The 18,777-nt window shown below is 34.7% G+C and carries 19 protein-coding genes, 1 tRNA gene and 1 pseudogene; 14 read left to right on the top strand and 7 right to left on the bottom strand.

Annotated features, from left to right (window positions below; translation table 11 throughout):
* Positions 1-95 precede the first annotated feature (95 nt).
* Together GW534_RS03735 and GW534_RS03730 are read right to left on the bottom strand one after the other, a co-directional pair.
* The gene (locus tag GW534_RS03735) at positions 96-1,313 is read right to left on the bottom strand and encodes an ABC transporter substrate-binding protein (RefSeq protein ID WP_161919715.1); all 1,218 of its coding nucleotides are present in this window, start codon (positions 1,311-1,313) and stop codon (positions 96-98) included.
* 254 nt (positions 1,314-1,567) lie between these two features.
* The gene (locus GW534_RS03730; RefSeq protein ID WP_161919755.1) at positions 1,568-2,479 is read right to left on the bottom strand and encodes a M23 family metallopeptidase; all 912 of its coding nucleotides are present in this window, start codon (positions 2,477-2,479) and stop codon (positions 1,568-1,570) included.
* A gap of 303 nt (positions 2,480-2,782) precedes the next feature.
* Here GW534_RS03730 and GW534_RS03725 point away from each other — a divergent pair, with 303 nt between their 5' ends.
* The 3 genes from GW534_RS03725 (at position 2,783) to GW534_RS03715 (ending at position 4,453) form a co-directional block, all read left to right on the top strand.
* Positions 2,783-3,058 carry a YutD family protein gene (locus tag GW534_RS03725; protein WP_161919714.1) on the top strand — a complete coding sequence of 92 codons (276 nt, stop codon included), beginning with the start codon at positions 2,783-2,785 and terminating at the stop codon, positions 3,056-3,058.
* Between the two features lie 162 nt (positions 3,059-3,220).
* On the top strand, positions 3,221-3,658 hold the full coding sequence (locus GW534_RS03720; RefSeq protein ID WP_161919713.1) for a DUF86 domain-containing protein: 438 nt from the start codon (positions 3,221-3,223) through the stop codon (positions 3,656-3,658).
* A gap of 27 nt (positions 3,659-3,685) precedes the next feature.
* Entirely contained in the window at positions 3,686-4,453 is a 768-nt protein-coding gene (locus tag GW534_RS03715) for a TIGR01457 family HAD-type hydrolase (RefSeq protein WP_161919712.1), read from the top strand.
* A 29-nt stretch (positions 4,454-4,482) separates the two neighbouring features.
* Here GW534_RS03715 and GW534_RS03710 read toward each other — a convergent pair whose 3' ends face one another.
* Entirely contained in the window at positions 4,483-4,989 is a 507-nt protein-coding gene (locus GW534_RS03710; RefSeq protein ID WP_161919711.1) for a phosphatidylglycerophosphatase A family protein, read from the bottom strand.
* Positions 4,990-5,218: 229 nt separating this feature from the next.
* On the opposite strand from GW534_RS03710, the gene yutH reads away from it, so the two are divergent.
* Positions 5,219-6,232 carry a spore coat putative kinase YutH gene (yutH, locus tag GW534_RS03705; RefSeq protein ID WP_161919710.1) on the top strand — a complete coding sequence of 338 codons (1,014 nt, stop codon included), beginning with the start codon at positions 5,219-5,221 and terminating at the stop codon, positions 6,230-6,232.
* Positions 6,233-6,311: 79 nt separating this feature from the next.
* Positions 6,312-7,301 (top strand): 2-hydroxyacid dehydrogenase, encoded by a 990-nt coding sequence (locus GW534_RS03700; RefSeq protein ID WP_161919709.1) that lies wholly within the window; start codon positions 6,312-6,314, stop codon positions 7,299-7,301.
* Between the two features lie 82 nt (positions 7,302-7,383).
* On the opposite strand, the gene GW534_RS03695 is transcribed toward GW534_RS03700, so the two are convergent.
* Entirely contained in the window at positions 7,384-7,683 is a 300-nt protein-coding gene (locus GW534_RS03695) for a NifU family protein (RefSeq protein WP_407670439.1), read from the bottom strand.
* Positions 7,684-7,770: 87 nt separating this feature from the next.
* On the opposite strand from GW534_RS03695, the gene GW534_RS03690 reads away from it, so the two are divergent.
* Positions 7,771-8,109, top strand: a complete 339-nt coding sequence (locus GW534_RS03690) for a YuzD family protein (protein WP_161919753.1) — start codon at positions 7,771-7,773, stop codon at positions 8,107-8,109.
* Positions 8,110-8,344: 235 nt separating this feature from the next.
* On the opposite strand, the gene GW534_RS03685 is transcribed toward GW534_RS03690, so the two are convergent.
* Positions 8,345-9,412, bottom strand: coding sequence for an NAD(P)/FAD-dependent oxidoreductase (locus GW534_RS03685; protein ID WP_161919708.1), 1,068 nt, complete (start codon positions 9,410-9,412; stop codon positions 8,345-8,347).
* Positions 9,413-9,655: 243 nt separating this feature from the next.
* On the opposite strand from GW534_RS03685, the gene erpA reads away from it, so the two are divergent.
* Positions 9,656-10,018, top strand: coding sequence for an iron-sulfur cluster insertion protein ErpA (gene erpA, locus GW534_RS03680; RefSeq protein ID WP_161919707.1), 363 nt, complete (start codon positions 9,656-9,658; stop codon positions 10,016-10,018).
* A 62-nt stretch (positions 10,019-10,080) separates the two neighbouring features.
* On the opposite strand, the gene GW534_RS03675 is transcribed toward erpA, so the two are convergent.
* Entirely contained in the window at positions 10,081-11,079 is a 999-nt protein-coding gene (locus tag GW534_RS03675; RefSeq protein WP_161919706.1) for an NAD(P)/FAD-dependent oxidoreductase, read from the bottom strand.
* A gap of 205 nt (positions 11,080-11,284) precedes the next feature.
* On the opposite strand from GW534_RS03675, the gene GW534_RS03670 reads away from it, so the two are divergent.
* From GW534_RS03670 to GW534_RS03660, 3 genes and pseudogenes are all read left to right on the top strand, one after another.
* Entirely contained in the window at positions 11,285-11,608 is a 324-nt protein-coding gene (locus tag GW534_RS03670; protein ID WP_161919705.1) for a YuiB family protein, read from the top strand.
* 172 nt (positions 11,609-11,780) lie between these two features.
* Positions 11,781-12,500, top strand: a complete 720-nt coding sequence (locus GW534_RS03665; protein WP_161919704.1) for a 3D domain-containing protein — start codon at positions 11,781-11,783, stop codon at positions 12,498-12,500.
* A 240-nt stretch (positions 12,501-12,740) separates the two neighbouring features.
* Positions 12,741-14,090, top strand: a pseudogene (locus GW534_RS03660) (leucyl aminopeptidase); the annotation flags it as partial.
* Positions 14,091-14,138: 48 nt separating this feature from the next.
* On the opposite strand, the gene GW534_RS03655 reads toward GW534_RS03660, so the two are convergent.
* Positions 14,139-15,071: a zinc ribbon domain-containing protein gene (locus tag GW534_RS03655; protein WP_161919703.1), complete on the bottom strand. Its 933-nt coding sequence runs from the start codon at positions 15,069-15,071 to the stop codon at positions 14,139-14,141.
* 728 nt (positions 15,072-15,799) lie between these two features.
* On the opposite strand from GW534_RS03655, the gene GW534_RS03650 reads away from it, so the two are divergent.
* The 4 genes from GW534_RS03650 (at position 15,800) to trmL (ending at position 18,737) form a co-directional block, all read left to right on the top strand.
* Positions 15,800-15,873, top strand: a tRNA-Gly gene (locus tag GW534_RS03650).
* Between the two features lie 265 nt (positions 15,874-16,138).
* Positions 16,139-17,263, top strand: a complete 1,125-nt coding sequence (gene queG, locus GW534_RS03645; RefSeq protein ID WP_161919702.1) for a tRNA epoxyqueuosine(34) reductase QueG — start codon at positions 16,139-16,141, stop codon at positions 17,261-17,263.
* A 92-nt stretch (positions 17,264-17,355) separates the two neighbouring features.
* On the top strand, positions 17,356-18,228 hold the full coding sequence (locus GW534_RS03640; protein ID WP_161919701.1) for an amidase domain-containing protein: 873 nt from the start codon (positions 17,356-17,358) through the stop codon (positions 18,226-18,228).
* 20 nt (positions 18,229-18,248) lie between these two features.
* Positions 18,249-18,737 carry a tRNA (uridine(34)/cytosine(34)/5-carboxymethylaminomethyluridine(34)-2'-O)-methyltransferase TrmL gene (gene trmL, locus GW534_RS03635; protein ID WP_161919700.1) on the top strand — a complete coding sequence of 163 codons (489 nt, stop codon included), beginning with the start codon at positions 18,249-18,251 and terminating at the stop codon, positions 18,735-18,737.
* Positions 18,738-18,777 lie beyond the last annotated feature (40 nt).

Raw genomic sequence — 18,777 nt, 5'->3', positions numbered from 1 at the left:
CTTTATAAATGAAGCTACAGCTTTACATAGCCTTTAAATACTCTTTTATTGAGATGAAAAAGGGAGGAAAGCACCTCCCAGGTTTTAAATATTTTTTATGGCTCAACTTTTGTACGGAAAGTTTGTTCTCCGTCAACATATTCTAAAATTGTAGCTGATTTGATCGGATTATGTTTTTCATCAACGGTGATTGTTCCTGTTACCAGTTCTAGATTTTCAGTTTCTTTTAGTGCGTTTTTAACTGCTTCAGGGTCAGTACTTCCTGCACGTTCAATTGCATCTGCTAAGAAGTAGACTGTATCATAACCTAGAGCATTAAAGGAGTCAGGTTTTTTACCGAATTTCTCCTCAAAGCGCTTTACGAAATCTTGAATTCTTTCATCAGGGTCTTGAGATGAATAGTGGTTTGTAATAAATGTATTATTTAAGTTTACAGCGCCGGCTAGTTCAACAAGTTTTGGTGAATCCCAACCGTCAGCACCCATAAGTGGAACAGTAATTTCTAATTCACGGGCTTGTTTAACAATTAATCCAACTTCCTCATAGTATCCAGGAATAAAGATAAACTCAGGATCAGCAGATTTAATATTAGTTAAAGTAGAACGGAAATCAGTATCACCAGCAACATAAGATTCTTCTGCTACAATTGTTCCTCCGCCAGCTTCAAAAGTTTCTTTAAAGGCATCTGCAAGTCCTTTCGCATAGTCACTTGCATTGTCATTGTAAATTGCAGCTGTTTTAACTCCTAATTCATCAAGAGCAAAGTTTGCTGCTACTGTACCTTGAAATGGATCAATGTAAGATGTACGGAAGACATATTCATTGATTGAACCATCCTCATTTTCCGTAACGTTAGGTGCTGTTCCTGAAGGTGTAAGTAAAAGTGTTTTCGTATCGTTAGCAATTTGTACTTGGGCAATTGTATTACCACTTGTAGCTGAACCAATTATTGCAAGTACTTTATCTTGGCTTGTAAGTCTAGTGGCAATGGCAACTGCTTCTTGAGTTTCAGATTTGTTATCTTGTTTAATTACTTCAATTTGTTTACCTAAAATTCCACCATTAGCATTAATTTCTTCAATGGCAAGTTCAGCACCTTCAGCATCAGAAGAACCATAAGACGCAACTGGACCAGACAATTCGAAGTTCAAACCAATTTTGATTGTATCGCCATCATCGCCACCTGAACCTGAATCAGAACCTGATTCACCTCCAGATGAACTTCCTCCTCCGCTAGTAGTGCTACCTCCACACGCTGCTAACATTCCAACTAGGAAGATAGACATAAGAAGTAGCATAAACTTTTTCTTCATAAAAATCCCCCTTTATTATTTTTTGAACCTTCTGACTTTTTATCTTATATCAATAAATTATCAGAAAGTAGTTAAAATAGTGAAATAATAGAATTTAAAGATATTTTAAAACAAAAAGATAATTTAGTCTATATGTTTTTAAAAATTATAAAAATTTTCAAAAATTGAATATAAGGTTCACAAATTTAACGTAAAAAAATCTACAGTATTGTCAAAAACTGTAGATTTTTTTAAGTCTGGAAAGTTTCACATATTTATTTTTTGTTTCTTGTTTCTCTTTCCCATTTTTTTAGATGGGGGAATGGGTCAAAAGACCATTCAGTTCGTCCGTTATATTTATACATTCCATAATGTAAATGAGGAGGAAACTTCCCTGATGTACCCGGTGGACCATATCCAGAAGCACCAACACTACCTATTAGTTGTCCTGGTTTGACAATATCACCTAAATTTAAATCATTGGCAAAGCCGTTTAAATGGGCGAAATAATGATATGTGTTATTCACATCACGGATACCAATTCGCCAACCTCCATATTTATTCCAGCCTTTCATCTCTACAATACCGTAGCAAGTCGAATATACATTTACACCATAACCGGCAAAAATGTCAGTTCCTTCATGAATTCTCCTTCCGCCCCAGCCTCTAGCATCTCCCCACGTATTTCGGTAACTATAATTTGCACGGAGTGGCAATGGAAAATGTCGTTCATCTAAGTTTACCGTTTGAAAATGACCATATAATTTGGCATAACTTGTTATTAGTAAAATTGCCTTATCTTTTTTGTAATAATCCCATAAACCTATTTTTAGACTGTCATGATCAGTTCCATAATCTAATAAATAAGTTGCAAAAGAATAAAGGACATCTACATCATTAGTTGGTTCAGCTTTACCATCGCCGTCCCCATCACGTCCCATTCCACCAAAAAATTGAATGCTCATTGGATTTGTGTCTTCTTGATTCGGGTTCAAAGCTCCACTCCATTTCTCAGGAGGAAAGTAAATACCGGTTAAGCCAGTTGGTTTCGGTAAGTCATTACGAACATAACGGATATTTCTTTCGTATTGGTCGACTGCAGCAATATAATTCCAAGGTATATGCGTCACTTTTTCAATGAACTGATAAAGCTCCATCCGTTTTTGATAAAGTTCTTCTTGTGTCATTTCAGCAGAAGGCTGTAAAGGAAAAAGTGTAAATATAACTAAAAAAGCAGAAAAAATATGTATTAAGCGTCGCAATGAGTAAGAACCTCCTTTTAAAAAAGAAAACAAAAACAGCTATTTTAATAAATTAACGTTTTTAGCGTTATCTTTAGTCTGTGATGTAAAGTAAAAAACATAATTATTATATTTTGGAAAAATGCTCAAGTAATTCAACTTACATATTGATGCTGGAATGTGTAAAATAAGATATAATCTCATTAAAAATAATTTTATTAGTTTGGAAAAATAGAAAAGGTGATACAAATGGTTTGTATTCAAAACAATTGTTATGAATTAATTGAGGAAAATAAAAATGGGTTCAATGAACAGGCTTTTCGGGAGCGGTTTAGCGATATATTAGCTCGCTACGATTATATTGTTGGTGATTGGGGTTATGGCCAATTAAGGTTAAAAGGATTTTTTGATGATCAAAACCAAAAGGCGACATACGATACAAAAATTAGCACATTATCCGAATACTTATACGAATATTGTAATTTTGGTTGCTCTTACTTTGTTTTGAAAAAGGTTAATAAATAACCAAACTCTGGAAAGTTTACAATGGGTGGGCCAAATTCTCACCCTACTATTTATTTCTTTAAGAAATAAAGCGGTTACAAAAAAGGCGATACTCTATTGCGATTATGGTATGATTATATTGAAATAGTTAAATTCTAACAGCATTGAGAGGAGAGAACTTTCATGTATTTTGTGGATCGGGAACAAATTGAAAAGACATTAGTATTTTTAGAAAAGGAAATTGAAATCTTTCAGCAAATAAATGATTTAGATGATACTTTTCAAAAAGCTACACTAGAACGTGTCGCACATATGATGTTAGATTCTGTATTAGACGTAGGAAATATGATGATTGATGGATTTATTATGCGAGATCCAGGTAGTTTTGATGATATAGTTGATATTTTATTAGATGAAAAAGTAATTACCGATAAAATGGCAGAAAGTTATAAGAAATTAATTCCATACCGCAAACAACTTGTTCAATATTATACAAACATTGAACATCGAAATGTTTATGTTACATTAAAAGAAAATCTAACTGCCTTTGAACAATATCCAAATCGCGTACGAACATATTTAGAAAATGAACTAGGTCCAGTATCTGCATTTAAAGCTTAGTTTTACACTAGAAAGAGATGAGATATAATGAGAAAATATAACGGCTATTTAATTGATCTCGATGGTACAATGTATCGTGGATCGGAAAAAATTGAGGAAGCAGGCAATTTTATACGTGAATTAAATCGACTTGATATTCCCTTTTTATTTGTAACGAATAATTCGACCCGTACACCAGAACAAGTCGCAGATAAATTACAAAGTTTTGACATTCCGGCACAACCTGAGCATGTTTTTACATCAAGTTTGGCAACAGCCAATTACATATATGAAAAAAATAATGATGCACGGATCTTTTATATTGGTGAGGAAGGGTTGCAAGTTGCCCTTGATGAAAAAGGGTTTCAATTTGCAAAAGAAGATGCAGATATCGTTGTTGTCGGACTTGATTCGGATGTGAATTACGAAAAATTAGCGACAGCATGTATCGCAATTCGTAATGGTGCTGAATTCCTTTCAACGAATGGTGACCTTGCTATTCCAACGGAGCGTGGCTTAGTACCAGGAAATGGTGCGTTTACCCAATTGATTCAATTTTCAACAAGGGTTAAGCCAACAATTATTGGAAAACCGGAAACGATCATTATGGACCAAGCATTAAAAGTATTAGGTACGAAAAGGGAAGAAACAATCATGGTTGGCGATAATTATGAAACGGATATTTTAGCAGGTATGAACGCAGGATTAGATACGTTATTGGTTCATACAGGGGTCACAACGAAAGAAATGTTAGAAGATTATAAAAATCAACCTACATATACAGTCAATACGCTAGCAGAATGGCGATTTAAATAAAAAATGGGGCTAAAAATTAGCCCCATTTTTTATTCTGTATTTGCTAGTCGATGTGCAAGCCGACTTGCTGCAGCGGCAGCAATGGCTCCGACGATATCGTCTAAAAATGTATTTACTTGTCCACTTGATTTATCGTTTAAATATTTCAATATCCCAGGTTTGATTTTATCAATATAACCATAATTCGTAAATCCGATTGAGCCATATACGTTAACGATAGAAAATGCTAAAATTTCATCGACTCCATATAATCCTTCATCCGTTTTAATAATGGATTGGAGGGGTTCTTCCAATTGTTCTTTTTCGGCTAACATATCGATTTGAATTCCAGTTATTACAGCGTTTTGCACTTCACGTTTTGCTAATACCCCTTTTACATGTTCAATGCAATCCTCAATTTTTAACTCTGGATGATAATCTTTTTGTAGAAAATACACAAGTTTGGCGATATCCATTATTTTGACGCCACGTTCTTCTAATAATTTTACTGATAACTCTTCGATGTCTGGAAATAAAATTTTGTTTTCTTCTGTCATTTTGTTCACCTTTTCCTTTAATTCTTAAGTTGATGTGATAACAATTTTTTGCAAACGATTATGTTTGTGTGCTTCTTTTACTAAGTTTTCCTTTCAAACTCTTTTTAACTTTTTATTTTCATAAAATTTAATAAGAGCAGTTCAATATGATAAAAAGCATTTTACAATCATATTATTAATTATAACTTATATGACTGTATTTTCTAAAACTTTTTAGGGAGAGAAAAAGATGCTTGAGACAATTAAAGAATTGTATAATATATATCCACAACAAATATTTCGAATTGATAATTATGATGCATTTTATGATGGTTATTACTTGTATGTGATTGTGCCAGTAGTTGAACATGAGAAAGACGAGTTACCTGAACGGCATGAAATGTCAAAATTTTTACGACTATCCGGCGCCCGGTTTGTACCCGCATTTTTTCCAGCGAAAGATGACAGTTTTGTACAACAATGGGAGAAGGGGCATTTCCTATTATTGTTCCTCGATCAGTGGAAAAATACGCCGTTAAAGTCAATTCCAAAATCGTTAGCAAATTTTCATAAAAGAGGGATGTCATTACAAAGTGAAATAAAAAAGTTAAGACGATTAGGTGAATGGCATGAATTGTGGGAAAGAAGAATAACACAGTTGAAAAAGTTTTGGGAACAGGTTGTTACGAACAGGCCTGTCAATGAATTTGAAAGATTATTTATCGAAGCTTTTCCGTACTATGCTGGATTAACTGAAAATGCTATACAATATTTTGTCGACACAAGAATGGACGTACAGCCTGGAATAAATGATGTTGGAACAATTACTCATGAAAAGTTTACCAATGAGACGTGGAGCGGTGAAATAATCTGGAGAAACCCGTTTGATTGGGTTATTGATCATATTAGTCGAGACTTAGCGGAGTGGACCCGTGCGTTTTATTTGGAAAACAATCGGTTTAATTATGTTCCACAAATTCAAGCGTTTTTTCAACAATATGAGGAGAAAATACCCCTTTCATCTTTTTCTTGGCGTTTAATTTACTCACGCCTTATTTTACCAACCCACTTTTTTACGGCTGCCGAATCATACTTTTATAGTCCGAAAAGATTACCTAATAAAAATATGATTCAATATTTACGAAAAGAAATGGATACAGCAGATGATTATGAGTGGTTTTTAAAAAATTTCTTTGAAATTGCTGGTGTCCCGACTCGTACGGGACGAATACCACAACTTGATTGGTTATCGACGAATCAATAATCCTTCGATTATATATTTAAAGAATAATTTGCTAAAATAAAAATTGAACGAACAATATGCGAATAGGGAGAGAATAGTCTTGGCAGCCAAACCTTATATTTACATTACGAGAAAATTACCAGAATCAGTAATCGATACTCTAAAAAGTTTTGCTGATGTAGAAATGTGGGATAGCGAAGAAAATCCAGTTCCTCGAGATATTTTATTAAACGAAGCAAAGAAAGCGGATGCATTGTTAACGATGTTATCCGATAAAATTGATAAAGAATTGTTTGATATTGCTACTAACTTGAAAGTAGTCGCAAACTTAGCAGTAGGGTTTGACAATATAGATGTAGAAGAGGCTACTAAAAGACGTATTGTCGTATGTAACACACCAGATATATTAACGGATACAACAGCAGATCTTGCTTTTTCATTATTATTAATGACTGGACGCCGGTTAGTGGAAGCAGTCGATGTTGTGAGAGAAGGAAAATGGAAAAGTTGGAGTTCATACTTTTTAGCAGGAACGGACGTACATCACAAAACATTAGGAATTGTCGGTATGGGAAATATCGGTGAAGCGGTCGCAAAACGGGCATTAGGTTTTGATATGCGTGTTTTATATCATAATCGTTCTCGAAAATTGGAAACAGAAGAAAAGTTAGGGGTAAAATATGCGACCTTCGATGAACTTGTGAAACAATCAGACTACGTTTTAGTTTTAACACCTTTAACACCTGAAACTAAAGGTATGTTTACGAAAGAAGTATTCAAGAGAATGAAAAAATCTGCTTTCTTTATTAATGTGGCAAGAGGTCCTGTTGCAGTGGAAGCGGATTTAATTGAAGCGTTGAAAGAAGGGGAAATTGCAGGGGCTGGCTTGGATGTATTTGATAAAGAACCTATTAGCCCTGATCACCCGTTATTACAATTAAATAATGTCGTAGCTTTACCACATATTGGCAGTGCCAGTGTGGAAACAAGAACAGCGATGATGGAATTATGTTGTGATAACATAGAAGCGGTGTTAAAAAATGAAGTACCAAAAACACCGGTGAATAGAGAACTCTTTCAATTAGTTTAAGTAAGGGAAAATAAATAGGTCTAACTTCAAACATTACAAGGAAGGAATGTTGACGTTAGACCTTTCTTATATCACAAATTGATTAAAATACTTGTTCAACTTCAACGACGCCTGGAACCTCTTCAAACAATGCCCGTTCAATACCAGCTTTTAATGTGATTGTTGAACTTGGGCAAGTTTGACATGCGCCTAGTAAACGAAGTTTTACAACACCGTCTTCTACATCAATAAGTTCACAGTCACCACCGTCACGTAAAAGGAACGGGCGTAATTTATCTAATACTTCTTGAACTTGTTCTTTAATATCTGCCATCAAGAGCACCCCTTTCATACTTTCATTATAATAAGGATAAGATAAAAAATCCATTAGATGAACCAACATAATATTATTGCTAATATCATTTTATATTTTCCATGTTTTTTTGTAAAATAAATATAATGAGAAGAATAGGAGGAATGGTAAGTGGCTATTCAAGAACCTGCCGTAATAACCATTTACGGAGCAGAGCAAATATGTGCGAGTTGTGTCAATTTACCATCATCCAAGGATACGTACGAATGGTTAGAAGCAGCCGTTAAGCGTAAATTTCCTGAACAACCGGTGATTTTAGATTATGTCGATATAATGAATCCACCGGAAGATGAGAAAAAAAAGAAGTTTGCTAAAAGGGTTATAGAAGAAGATTTATTTTATCCGGTCGTTTTAATTGGTGATAAAATTGTTGCAGAAGGAAACCCGCGCTTAAAAACGATTTTTTCAGAGTTGGAAAAATACGGCTATCAAAGTGGGGATAATATAAAGAATTAAAATATTTAATGGGAACAATAAATATAACTATGAAAAAAGATTGGCTGTCAAAGAAGTAGTAAATTGGTCAAATAATAATTTAATGGAGGTGGCGGCGACTCTAGCGGGAAAAGCGTGAGTCTTGAGACCCCGCAGGCGAGCTTGCGAGTCCGAGGAGGCTCAAGCCACGCCCGCAGAAAGCGTCCGCCACCGTAATGAAAAAATTAGAGGCTGCGTTTGACAGCCTCTTTTTAACTTAACTATTTTGAACTTTATACATCCATAACACGCCTGATTTTAATAAGCGTGGTACTTTTCCAGTTAAGGAGCGATCTGCGACAAGTCCAAAGCCATGTTTTTTCCCTAATGAACCGAGCGTACCTTTTAATTTAATTGTTGGCAGTTCTTCTGGTAACGGTTCATTATTCCAACGCTTTTGTAATACACTAGCGATTTGGTCACCTTGTGCTTCAGCAAGTTGTGCAGTTGGTGCATATGGTAGATGTGCACAATCACCAACGACATAAACATTTTCATAGCCTGGAATATTGTGATGTGGTGTTAAATAAACACAGCCCTTTTTATCCTTCTTCACTGGTAAATCACGAACAACTTTATTTGCTCGAATTCCAGCAGTCCAAACAATCGCATCAAATTCAATTGGCTCGTCATGATTGTACAAAATTCCTTCTTCAACTCTAGTAATATTTGAATTATTTACTACCGCAATACCGCGTTCTTTAAACCAATTTTGAACATATTTACCTATTTTTACAGATAATGAAGATAAAACCATATCTCCACGATCAAATAGCGCAATGTTTAAATCAGGTCTTGATTCGTACAGTTCACTTGCTATTTCAACACCACTTAACCCTCCGCCGATTATAGCAACCTTTGAATCTATCGGTAAATTGTTTAAAGCTTTGTATGTTTTTCTTGTAGTTTCGATGGACTGAATACCATATGTATATTTATCAGCACCCGGTACATTGTGGTAATTGTTTTCACAGCCAAGTCCGATAATTAAATGATCATATGAAAAATCTCCATTGTTTTTAAGCTGAACTGTTTGTTTTTCCAAATCAATACCTTCAACCCAATCGTTAATAAATTCTAACGGTGAATGATTTGGAAAGGTCATACGAATATCCACATCTGGAACCGTTCCAGCGGCTAGAGCATAAAACTCTGTTTTAAAAAAATGATACGGAACCTTATCAATTAAGTAAACTTTTACATCTTTCGGCACGTTATTTGGTAACAGACGTTGTAAAATCCGCATACCCCCGTAGCCGCCCCCTAGAATGACAAGTTTTCTCATTTGTAAATCTTCCCCTTTTGTTTAGTGTGTAACATATGAAGTTTTATTAGTATTGTTTTTTTGTAATGAAAACCTTACCAATTCCTTACATATCATTATATTTGAAACATGAAAAAATAACAATATACAGTTGCCAATGTATTAATGGTGCAAACTATTTATGCGGTTCGATTGAATCTGAATTTTTTTCAGTTTATACTAAAGATATATTTGAAGTGATGTTTTTGAAAAGGAGGTATTACAATGGAAGAATTACTACATTTAACAGAAGCAGCTGCTTACCAAGTAAAAGACATGATGAAAGAAGCAGAAGAGACAGATAGCTATTTACGTGTTGCTGTTAATGGCGGAGGTTGCAGCGGCTTATCTTACAGTATGACTTTAGAGCAGGATGTAAAAGAAGATGATGTTGTATTTGAACAACATGGTATAAAAGTTGTTGTAGATAAAATTAGCGCTGGAATATTAAAAGGTACTAAAATTGACTATAAACAATCTTTACTTGGCGGAGGATTTACGATCGACAACCCGAATGCGATTGCAACATGTGGTTGTGGCTCATCTTTCCGTACGGCACAAGTTGCAGGCACACCAGGAGATTGCTAAAAGTTTAGAAAAAAACCCAAGAATGTAGAAAAGGCATTCTTGGGTTTTTTTGTAAATTCATTTTATTGATCAAACATTGAAGTACTATGCTTTGGTTGTAATCGAGCTGTTGGGTCGATATATGCCTTCGCATTACTTACTGCTGTTGGTGCTTCACCGAAACCTGTTGCGATTAATTTTACTTTACCTTCATATGTCGTAATATCACCAGCGGCGTAAACCCCAGGAATATTTGTTTCCATTTTTGAGTTTACGACGATGGAATTACGCTCAATTTCTAAGCCCCATTCTTTAATTGGTCCTAATGAAGAAATGAAACCGTAGTTTACAACTACTTCATCGACATCAATTGTTTCCGTTTCTTCACCTTTGGCAGCTTGTAACACTACTTGGTTAATTTTTTCTCCGTCACCGATTAATTTAACAGGAACGTAAGGTGTTTTAATTTCAACAGAAGATTGTTTCAATTGTTCAACACTATGTTCATGGGCGCGGAATTTATCACGCCGGTGAACGATTGTTACCTTTTTCGCAATCGGTTCCAGCATTAAAGCCCAGTCAACTGCTGAGTCTCCTCCACCAAAAATAACCACGTTTTTACCTTCGAAATATTTCATATCGTCAATAAAATAGTGAAGGTTTTTACCTTCATAATCGGGGGCATTTTCTAAATCTAAACGACGAGGTTGGAATGCACCTACACCTGCAGTAATAATGACTGCTTTGGAATAATGAATCTCTTTATCGGTTGTTAGTTTTATCGTACCATCTTCTAATCTTTCTAATTTTTGTACAGCTTGATTTAGACAGATAGTTTGTTCAAATAATTTAATTTGTTCTTTTAGATTATCAACGAGTTCGCGGGCACGAATTTTTGGAAACCCTGCGACATCATATATATATTTTTCCGGATAAAGAGTGGCTAATTGACCACCTAATTGAGGAAGGCTTTCAATAATTTTTACTGAAGCATTCCGCATACCACCGTAAAAAGCAGTAAATAATCCAGCGGGACCACCGCCGATTACTGTTATATCATAAATTTGTGTATCTTCTTTCAAAGCGATCCCTCCATTGATTTCATCACTTTATTTTACCACAAAACATTTTATTCGAAAAAGATTATAGTCACTAGCTTCGATTAATAAAAGGGAAAATTACGAATTATTGAAAGGAAATCTAATAGAAACAGCAGATTAAAAAATTGACCTATTATTCCAAATTTTAGTAAAATAATTACAAAGTATGGGAGAGGATGACAAAGGGATGCAATTTACGATCGTTCATTTAATGATTTCGATTGTGTTATTTTTTGTTCTATTTTTCGGTATTGCCTTTATTTTAAATATGTTGTTAAGAATGACTTGGTTTATGGCTTTTATTTATCCAATTGTTGTTATTTTTATTGTGAATAAAGTTAAATTAATAGATTATTTTCGTGAACCAGCAAAATCTTTCCAAACCTTATTGTCCGACCTGACTACACTCGCCGCTGCTGATATTGTCATTTTACTAAGTGGATTATTAGGTACAATTGTTGCTGGTTTTACAATGAAGGTTTTACGAAAAAGAGGGTATCGTATGTTTTAATTATGGCTTAATCAATAAAAAGCGTAAAATCTGATAATTAGATTTCAATAAAATTTAACAGGTTTTTGGACGTTTTATAAACACGAATTTTCCTTATTTTCAAAAATCAACTCCTTCCGATGAATAATTTTTTCCTAATTGGGAAAGTAATAGAATCGGGAGGAGTGAAATTATGGCAACAATTAATAAATGGATTAAACGGATTGTCATGATTATATTATTTACATTAGCATTTTTAACAACTTATCAAGCGATTACAGGTGTTAAAGCACAAGTGAATATAGGAGAAAAGCCTACATTAGAGAATATCTCCAGTGATTCAGGAAAAATTGCCGATTCATTGCACTCGTATAAATCATTGGAATTAGGATTTAAATCTTTAAAAATAGAAGAAAAAGAATCAACAAAAATTTCATCTAGTGAAGAGGTTCACGCTAGACTTCCAAAACTAGAAGAAGCTTTTAATTGGGATGATGAATATCCACGTAAAACGGTTGTTGCAACCGGATATACGGCTGGTTTTGAATCAACTGGTAAAAATCCTGGAGACCCTTCATATGGCATTACATATTCAGGAGTAAAAGTGAAACGTGATTTATTTTCAACGATTGCAGCAGATGTTAATGTTTTCCCAATCGGTACAATTTTATTTATACCAGACTATGGTTTCGGTGTTGTAGCAGATACAGGTTCAGCTATTAAAGGAAATAAAATTGATCTGTATTATGAAACTGTAGAGGATGTTTATAATGAGTGGGGAAAACGTACTGTTGACGTTTACGTAATTAAAATGGGTGACGGAAAAATTACGAGTGAGGAATTGGAAAATCTTAATGAAATGGAATCAATGCAAGTGTTTAGAAGTCAATATATGTCCAAAGTTAAAAATTAGTGTAATGTCCTTGAAAATAATTCAAGGACATTTTTTTGCTTAAAACAAGATTATGGGTTATTTAATAGGCTTCCGTTATAATGAAAATGGAGGTGTTTAAATGTTTTCAATAACAAACGAACTAAATTTTAGTAATAAGGACAATTTCTTGTCCTCAGCGTATTTGATCAAGAGGGAAAGTTCGGCCCATGGTTTCAACAATTGGATAAAAGTATGTAAGAGCAAATATTACAATTAGTAGAATCAGGTGACATATCCGCAAAGAAAAAGGGAATAGCGGTGATACATACACTTGGACTTATAGGATCTAAGCGATTATTATTTGTCGGTTTAGGAAAAAAAGAGCAACTTACCCATGACGTATTGAGGGAAGCTTTTGGAAAGGCATTTCAAAAAATGCAAAGCTATCATGTGCCGTCTGCCACTGTGTACGTTGACTCATTTTTATTTGATGATGTACAACGTGATGAGATTGCAGAACTGCTTGGTGAAGCATTTGCCTTATCTTTATACTCTTTTGATGGTTATAAACAAAAGGGGGAGAAGGAGAAAACGCTTTTAGAAAATCTAACAGTTGTTGCAGAGAAAAATAGTGTCGCTGTGGAAGAAGGATTGAATATTGGTTACATTTATGGCCGCGCGACAAACTCAGCAAGAACACTAGTAAATACCCCAAGCAATAAATTAACGGCTACTGACCTTGCAAATTATGCTAAAGATTTAGCTGATAAATATGGCTTTGAAATCGAGATTTTAGAAAAAGAAGATATGCTCGAACTTGGTATGGGGGCTATTTTAGCCGTAAACCAAGGTTCGGAAAATCCACCGAAGCTCATTGTATTGAAGTACAAAGGTAAATCGGAATGGAAAGATATTATTGGTTTAGTTGGTAAAGGAATTACATACGATACAGGTGGTTATTCACTAAAATCGAAAACAGGTATGGTTGGGATGAGCTCAGATATGGGTGGAGCGGCTGCTGTTTTAGGTGCAATGGAAATTATCGGCGAGTTAAAACCTGAACAAAATGTGATAGCTGTCATTCCATCAACTGATAATATGATCGGAAATAAAGCCTTTAAACCAGATGATGTTATTACATCATTAAGCGGGAAAACGATTGAAGTGACAAATACAGATGCAGAAGGTCGACTTGTTTTAGCTGATGCCGTTACTTATGCTAAACAAAAAGGAGCAGACTATTTAATTGATGTAGCCACATTAACGGGCGGAGTCATTGTTGCACTTGGTTCTGATAAAACAGGTGCGATGACGAATGATGAGGAACTAATGGAAAAAGTATTGGAAGCATCAATTGAAACTGGTGAAATGATTTGGCGTTTACCAATTACGGAAAAAGATAAAGAAAAAGTTCGCAGTAGTAAAGTTGCCGATTTAGATAATTCACCATCCCGAGAAGGTCACGCAATTATGGGAGGAGCATTCATCGGTGAATTTGCTGAGGATACACCGTGGGTACATTTAGATATTGCTGGTACTTCTACGAATAAATCAAAACATGAACTAGGTTCATCAGGAGCAACGGGTGTAATGACTCGTACGCTAGCTTTAGTAGTGGAACGATTTTAGGGAATAAAAGAGAGGCTAATCTTATGGTTTAGATTAGCCTCATTTAAATTAAAAGAAAAATCCATCCAAAATTTGACCGATCATATTTTGTAAAATAGTATTGAAACCGATAATTTGAATGAGCGCAGAAACTGCTAATGCAATTAATATGCTATAAAACATATCAAGTTTACCATTCGTTCTGAAACTGGCAATTGTAAAAGAAACCGCCAGAATAAAGGCACCATTAATCAGTGTAGAAACAAAGAAAATAACGTTGTATGCGTTAATAAATGTAACTAATAAAAACAATAAGAATATGAAAGTCGGAACTGTTGCAAAAGATCCTGAACGTGCTAGGACATCTTTGAAACTTACATTAACGTTATTTATTAATTTAACTACCCCAAAAACAATTAGGAGGGTAATAGCAGCGAAAATACTTAAAAATAATATACCTGAGAAAAAAGTACCCCAAAAGGAAACACCAAATAAATCACCAGCATCAAAAAATCCAAATCCTGAAAAACTAAATATACTTTTAACGTAGTTCGCAAAACTTAGAGAAAGAATAATAACAGAAAGAATAATTGTAATAAGACCATTTAACCAGTTATCACCATTAACCATATTTCCAAATGTAACTGGGGATTTAAAGGAATCAAAAAAGAAGCTAAAGTATTGTTTAGAAACTACTTTTCCTTTTTCCATATATACATTTTGTTGTTGAGGATTCGGATATGGTTGATGATATTCTCCACCGTATTGCTGTTGATTAGGGTTTCCGAAGTTTTGTTGTTGATTTTGGTTTACGTAATAAGGCTGTTGAGAATTGTAGTTTTGAAAGGGTTGTTGACCTGAGCTACTTTGGTTTTGTTGATTCGGATTTGGGTTAACAGGTTGTGTTGATGCAGTTTTGGGATTTTGTAGTGGACTTCCGCATTTTGAACAAAACTTACCTGTTTCGTTTTCGCTTCCACTTCCACATACTTGACATATCATATTCCTATCAACTCTCCTTAAACACATATTTTACGCAAGCATCAAGCTGCTTAATTATATGTATTAAGAAGCGAGGAAATATATACGTGTGAGAATTAAATAAAGAAGATTATATTAAGTACTGCTACACACTTTTTTGTATTTTGTATCCCACTAAAACATTATCATGATTCTGATTATTTTTATATAAGCCTACTTACTACATTTCCTGAGGAAATATTTTATAAAATTTTCTGTAGACAACAATTTAAGATTGTGATATATTTAACTCTGTTAAAAATAAGCGAGTTTCAAGCAAGACTACCATCATCTGTGAATAAGCAAGCAGAGGAAGAGGTATGTAAGGCTGCATGGTATTAAATTTAAACATAAAAATATGTGAATAACTAATTACGCGGGTGTAGTTTAGTGGTAAAACTACAGCCACGAGCAAAACATCGCTGACTAAGCTACGAGTTGCCTCGACGCATCCATCATCTTCGAAAAATCTAGCAGAGGAAGAGGCATGTAAGGCTGCATGGTATTAAATTTAAACATAAAAATATGTGAATAACTAAATACGCGGGTGTAGTTTAGTGGTAAAACTACAGCCACGAGCTAAACATCGCTGACTAAGCTACGAGTTGCCTCGACGCATCCATCATCTTCGAAAAATCTAGCAGAGGAAGAGGCATGTAAGGCTGCATGGTGTTAAATTTAAACATAAAAATATGTGAATAACTAAATACGCGGGTGTAGTTTAGTGGTAAAACTACAGCCTTCCAAGCTGTTGTCGTGAGTTCGATTCTCATCACCCGCTCCATACATACTTAATCAACGCAGTATTTCGTTACACGGAGAACGAAGTATTGCGTTTTTCTATGTATGTAGTAAAAATGAATTAGTAATATGTTTGATATAATTGAATTTTGAAATGTAAATAATTCCAATTAATGAAAGAGATGTGTTCGCATCTTTTCTAATGATATAAAAAATTAGTTATCAAAATAGAAAGTTCTCATCTATAAGTATTATTTACTTTGATTTTAGGTATATCTTTTACTAAAGAAAATGAGGAGGGCAGCAATATGAATGTTGAACAATTGAAGCAAGATATAATTGAATATGCTAAAGAAATCGGTATTGATAAAATCGGTTTTACGACCGCTGATCCGTTTACGACATTAAAAGAACGTCTTATTAAACAGCAACAATTAAATTATCAATCTGGTTTCGAAGAGCCTGATATTGACAAAAGAACTAATCCTGCTCTCCTACTCGAAGGTGCAGCATCAATTATTTCTATCGCTGTTGCCTATCCGACAAGAATGAAAGAAAATCCGAAAGGAAAAAAAGGAGCTCGTCGTGGTTTATTTGCAAGAGCCTCTTGGGGTGAAGATTACCATACAGTATTGAGGAATCGATTGCAAAAGCTTGAAGAATTTATTAAATCGAAAATTCCTGAAGCACGAACAAAATCGATGGTAGATACTGGTGAACTATCTGATCGGGCTGTTGCTGAACGTGCAGGTATAGGTTGGAGCGGAAAAAACTGTGCAATCATCACTCCGGAATACGGATCCTTTGTGTATCTTGGAGAAATGATTACAAATATACCATTTGAGCCAGATCAACCAATTGAAGATTTATGTGGGGATTGTAATAAATGTTTAGAAGCCTGTCCAACCGGTGCTTTAGTACAAGGTGGACAAATTAATGCGAAAATCTGTATCTCTTATTTAACACAAACAAAAGATTTTTTACCGGAACAATATCGTTCAGTTATTGGAAATCGACTTTATGGATGTGACACTTGCCAGATTGTATGTCCTTATAATAGAGGTGTTGACTTCCATCTTCATGAAGAGTTGGAACCAGAACCGGAGATTGCAAAACCGTTATTAACACCACTTCTTTCCATTAGCAATCGTGAGTTTAAAGAAAAGTTTGGCAGAACTTCCGGTGCTTGGCGTGGTAAAAAACCAATACAGCGCAATGCCATAATTGCACTTGGTCATTTTAAAGAAGAGTCAGCCATTGATGATTTACAAAAAGTACTAAAGGATGACCCACGTCCAGTAATTCGAGGAACAGCGGCTTGGGCGCTAGGAAGAATTGGCACTGAAAAGGCAAAAGAAGTATTACTTAATGCCCTTGAGAAGGAAAAAGATGAAGAAGTATTGAATGAAATTGAACTAGCCTTAGCAAAATAATTTCTTATACTAGTCCGAAAACTAAACATTTTAACTCATGTCACACCCCTTTACCCAAAACATACAATTATAAAAAAGGGGTGTTGTGCTTCATGAATCAACAAATCAAATCCCTGCTAGAACGAAGGGTTCAACAATGTGTAAGTGACACAACAGATACATGTGAAAAAATTGAGCGAAAAAAGAAAAGTTTAATGGAACGGAATGGTGAAATTATTAAAGCACGTGCAACAGGAAAAGTCATTGATCAAATTGAGAACGAAGATTATTCTAATATATATTACCTTGCCCATTTTCAATATTTAATTAAGCAACATAAACGGTATTATATAGAAGAAGAAGTTGAAAAAAGAAAAGCATCTTTTTATAAAAGTTCTCTTATGGCCGACGATGAAGTTATTGAGAAAGTTGACTTACAAGTACCTGAGTTAGAATTATTAACAGATGACTTCCGTGATGCGGAAACAAGGGCACCTTATCGTTATGATCGAAGGAAGGCTGTACAATATGCAGAACGTTGGTGGAATGATTATAACCCTGCCTATATGAAGTTTACCGATGATTGTACGAATTATATTTCCCAATGTCTCCGTGCTGGAGGTGCACCGATGAGAGGTTTCCCAAACCGTTCAAGTGGATGGTGGTATAATAATAACAACTGGAGTTACAGTTGGTCTGTCGCCCATGCACTAAACTTGTACTTAGCAACTTCAAAAACGGGATTAAGAGCAGTTGAAGTACAGGATCCAAGAGAGTTACAATTAGGTGATGTTATTTGTTATGACTTTGAAGGTGATGGCAGGTTTAATCATAATACAATTGTTACCGGCAAAGATGCGTATGGGTATCCATTAGTTAACGCACATACGTATAATAGTCGGATGCGTTACTGGGCTTACGAAGACTCTTCTGCCTATACACCAAATATTAAATATAAATTTTATACGATAATAGATGATGATTAATATACAGAGGTGAATATGTTATGGCAATTCATGTAGTTTTATATCAACCAGAAATCCCAGCTAATACAGGTAATATAGCGAGAACATGTGCTGCAACTGATGCGCATTTACATTTAATCCGCCCATTAGGTTTTTCAACGGATGATAAATATTTAAAACGTGCAGGACTTGATTATTGGCCTTTTGTAAAAATTACTTATTATGACTCAGTTGAAGAGTTTTTTGAGAAAAATCAAGGCGAAATGTATTATATTGAAACATATGGTGAAAAAGCCTACTCTGATTTTGATTACAGTGACGTTAATAAAGATTATTACTTTTGGTTTGGTCGTGAATCATCGGGTCTACCGCAAGACTTGTTAGAAGCGAATAAAGATCGTTGCCTGCGCATTCCGATGACAACGAATGTTCGTTCTTTAAATCTTTCCAATACTGCTGCGATTTTGATATATGAAGCAATGCGCCAACAAAACTTTGCGAATTTAAAAGTAAGTTACTCAGGTGAATAATTTTGTCATAGAAGGACTGCGAGTTAATGGCGGTTCTTTT

Source organism: Pallidibacillus pasinlerensis (assembly GCF_009996845.1).
Classification (GTDB): domain Bacteria; phylum Bacillota; class Bacilli; order Bacillales; family Caldibacillaceae; genus Pallidibacillus; species Pallidibacillus pasinlerensis.
This window is presented reverse-complemented; position numbering and strand designations above follow the sequence as displayed.

What these genes read in the sequence shown, in the direction of transcription:
- queG (WP_161919702.1), top strand. Translation starts at nt 16,139, where the DNA reads ATGAATGTTGAACAATTGAAGCAAGATATAATTGAATATGCTAAAGAA.
- GW534_RS03640 (WP_161919701.1), top strand. Translation starts at nt 17,356, where the DNA reads ATGAATCAACAAATCAAATCCCTGCTAGAACGAAGGGTTCAACAATGT.
- GW534_RS03670 (WP_161919705.1), top strand. Translation starts at nt 11,285, where the DNA reads ATGCAATTTACGATCGTTCATTTAATGATTTCGATTGTGTTATTTTTT.
- GW534_RS03710 (WP_161919711.1), bottom strand. Translation starts at nt 4,989, where the DNA reads ATGACAGAAGAAAACAAAATTTTATTTCCAGACATCGAAGAGTTATCA.
- GW534_RS03685 (WP_161919708.1), bottom strand. Translation starts at nt 9,412, where the DNA reads ATGAGAAAACTTGTCATTCTAGGGGGCGGCTACGGGGGTATGCGGATT.
- GW534_RS03665 (WP_161919704.1), top strand. Translation starts at nt 11,781, where the DNA reads ATGGCAACAATTAATAAATGGATTAAACGGATTGTCATGATTATATTA.
- GW534_RS03695 (WP_407670439.1), bottom strand. Translation starts at nt 7,683, where the DNA reads ATGTTGGTTCATCTAATGGATTTTTTATCTTATCCTTATTATAATGAA.
- GW534_RS03720 (WP_161919713.1), top strand. Translation starts at nt 3,221, where the DNA reads ATGTATTTTGTGGATCGGGAACAAATTGAAAAGACATTAGTATTTTTA.
- GW534_RS03725 (WP_161919714.1), top strand. Translation starts at nt 2,783, where the DNA reads ATGGTTTGTATTCAAAACAATTGTTATGAATTAATTGAGGAAAATAAA.
- GW534_RS03715 (WP_161919712.1), top strand. Translation starts at nt 3,686, where the DNA reads ATGAGAAAATATAACGGCTATTTAATTGATCTCGATGGTACAATGTAT.
- yutH (WP_161919710.1), top strand. Translation starts at nt 5,219, where the DNA reads ATGCTTGAGACAATTAAAGAATTGTATAATATATATCCACAACAAATA.
- GW534_RS03735 (WP_161919715.1), bottom strand. Translation starts at nt 1,313, where the DNA reads ATGAAGAAAAAGTTTATGCTACTTCTTATGTCTATCTTCCTAGTTGGA.
- erpA (WP_161919707.1), top strand. Translation starts at nt 9,656, where the DNA reads ATGGAAGAATTACTACATTTAACAGAAGCAGCTGCTTACCAAGTAAAA.
- trmL (WP_161919700.1), top strand. Translation starts at nt 18,249, where the DNA reads ATGGCAATTCATGTAGTTTTATATCAACCAGAAATCCCAGCTAATACA.
- GW534_RS03730 (WP_161919755.1), bottom strand. Translation starts at nt 2,479, where the DNA reads ATGACACAAGAAGAACTTTATCAAAAACGGATGGAGCTTTATCAGTTC.
- GW534_RS03655 (WP_161919703.1), bottom strand. Translation starts at nt 15,071, where the DNA reads ATGATATGTCAAGTATGTGGAAGTGGAAGCGAAAACGAAACAGGTAAG.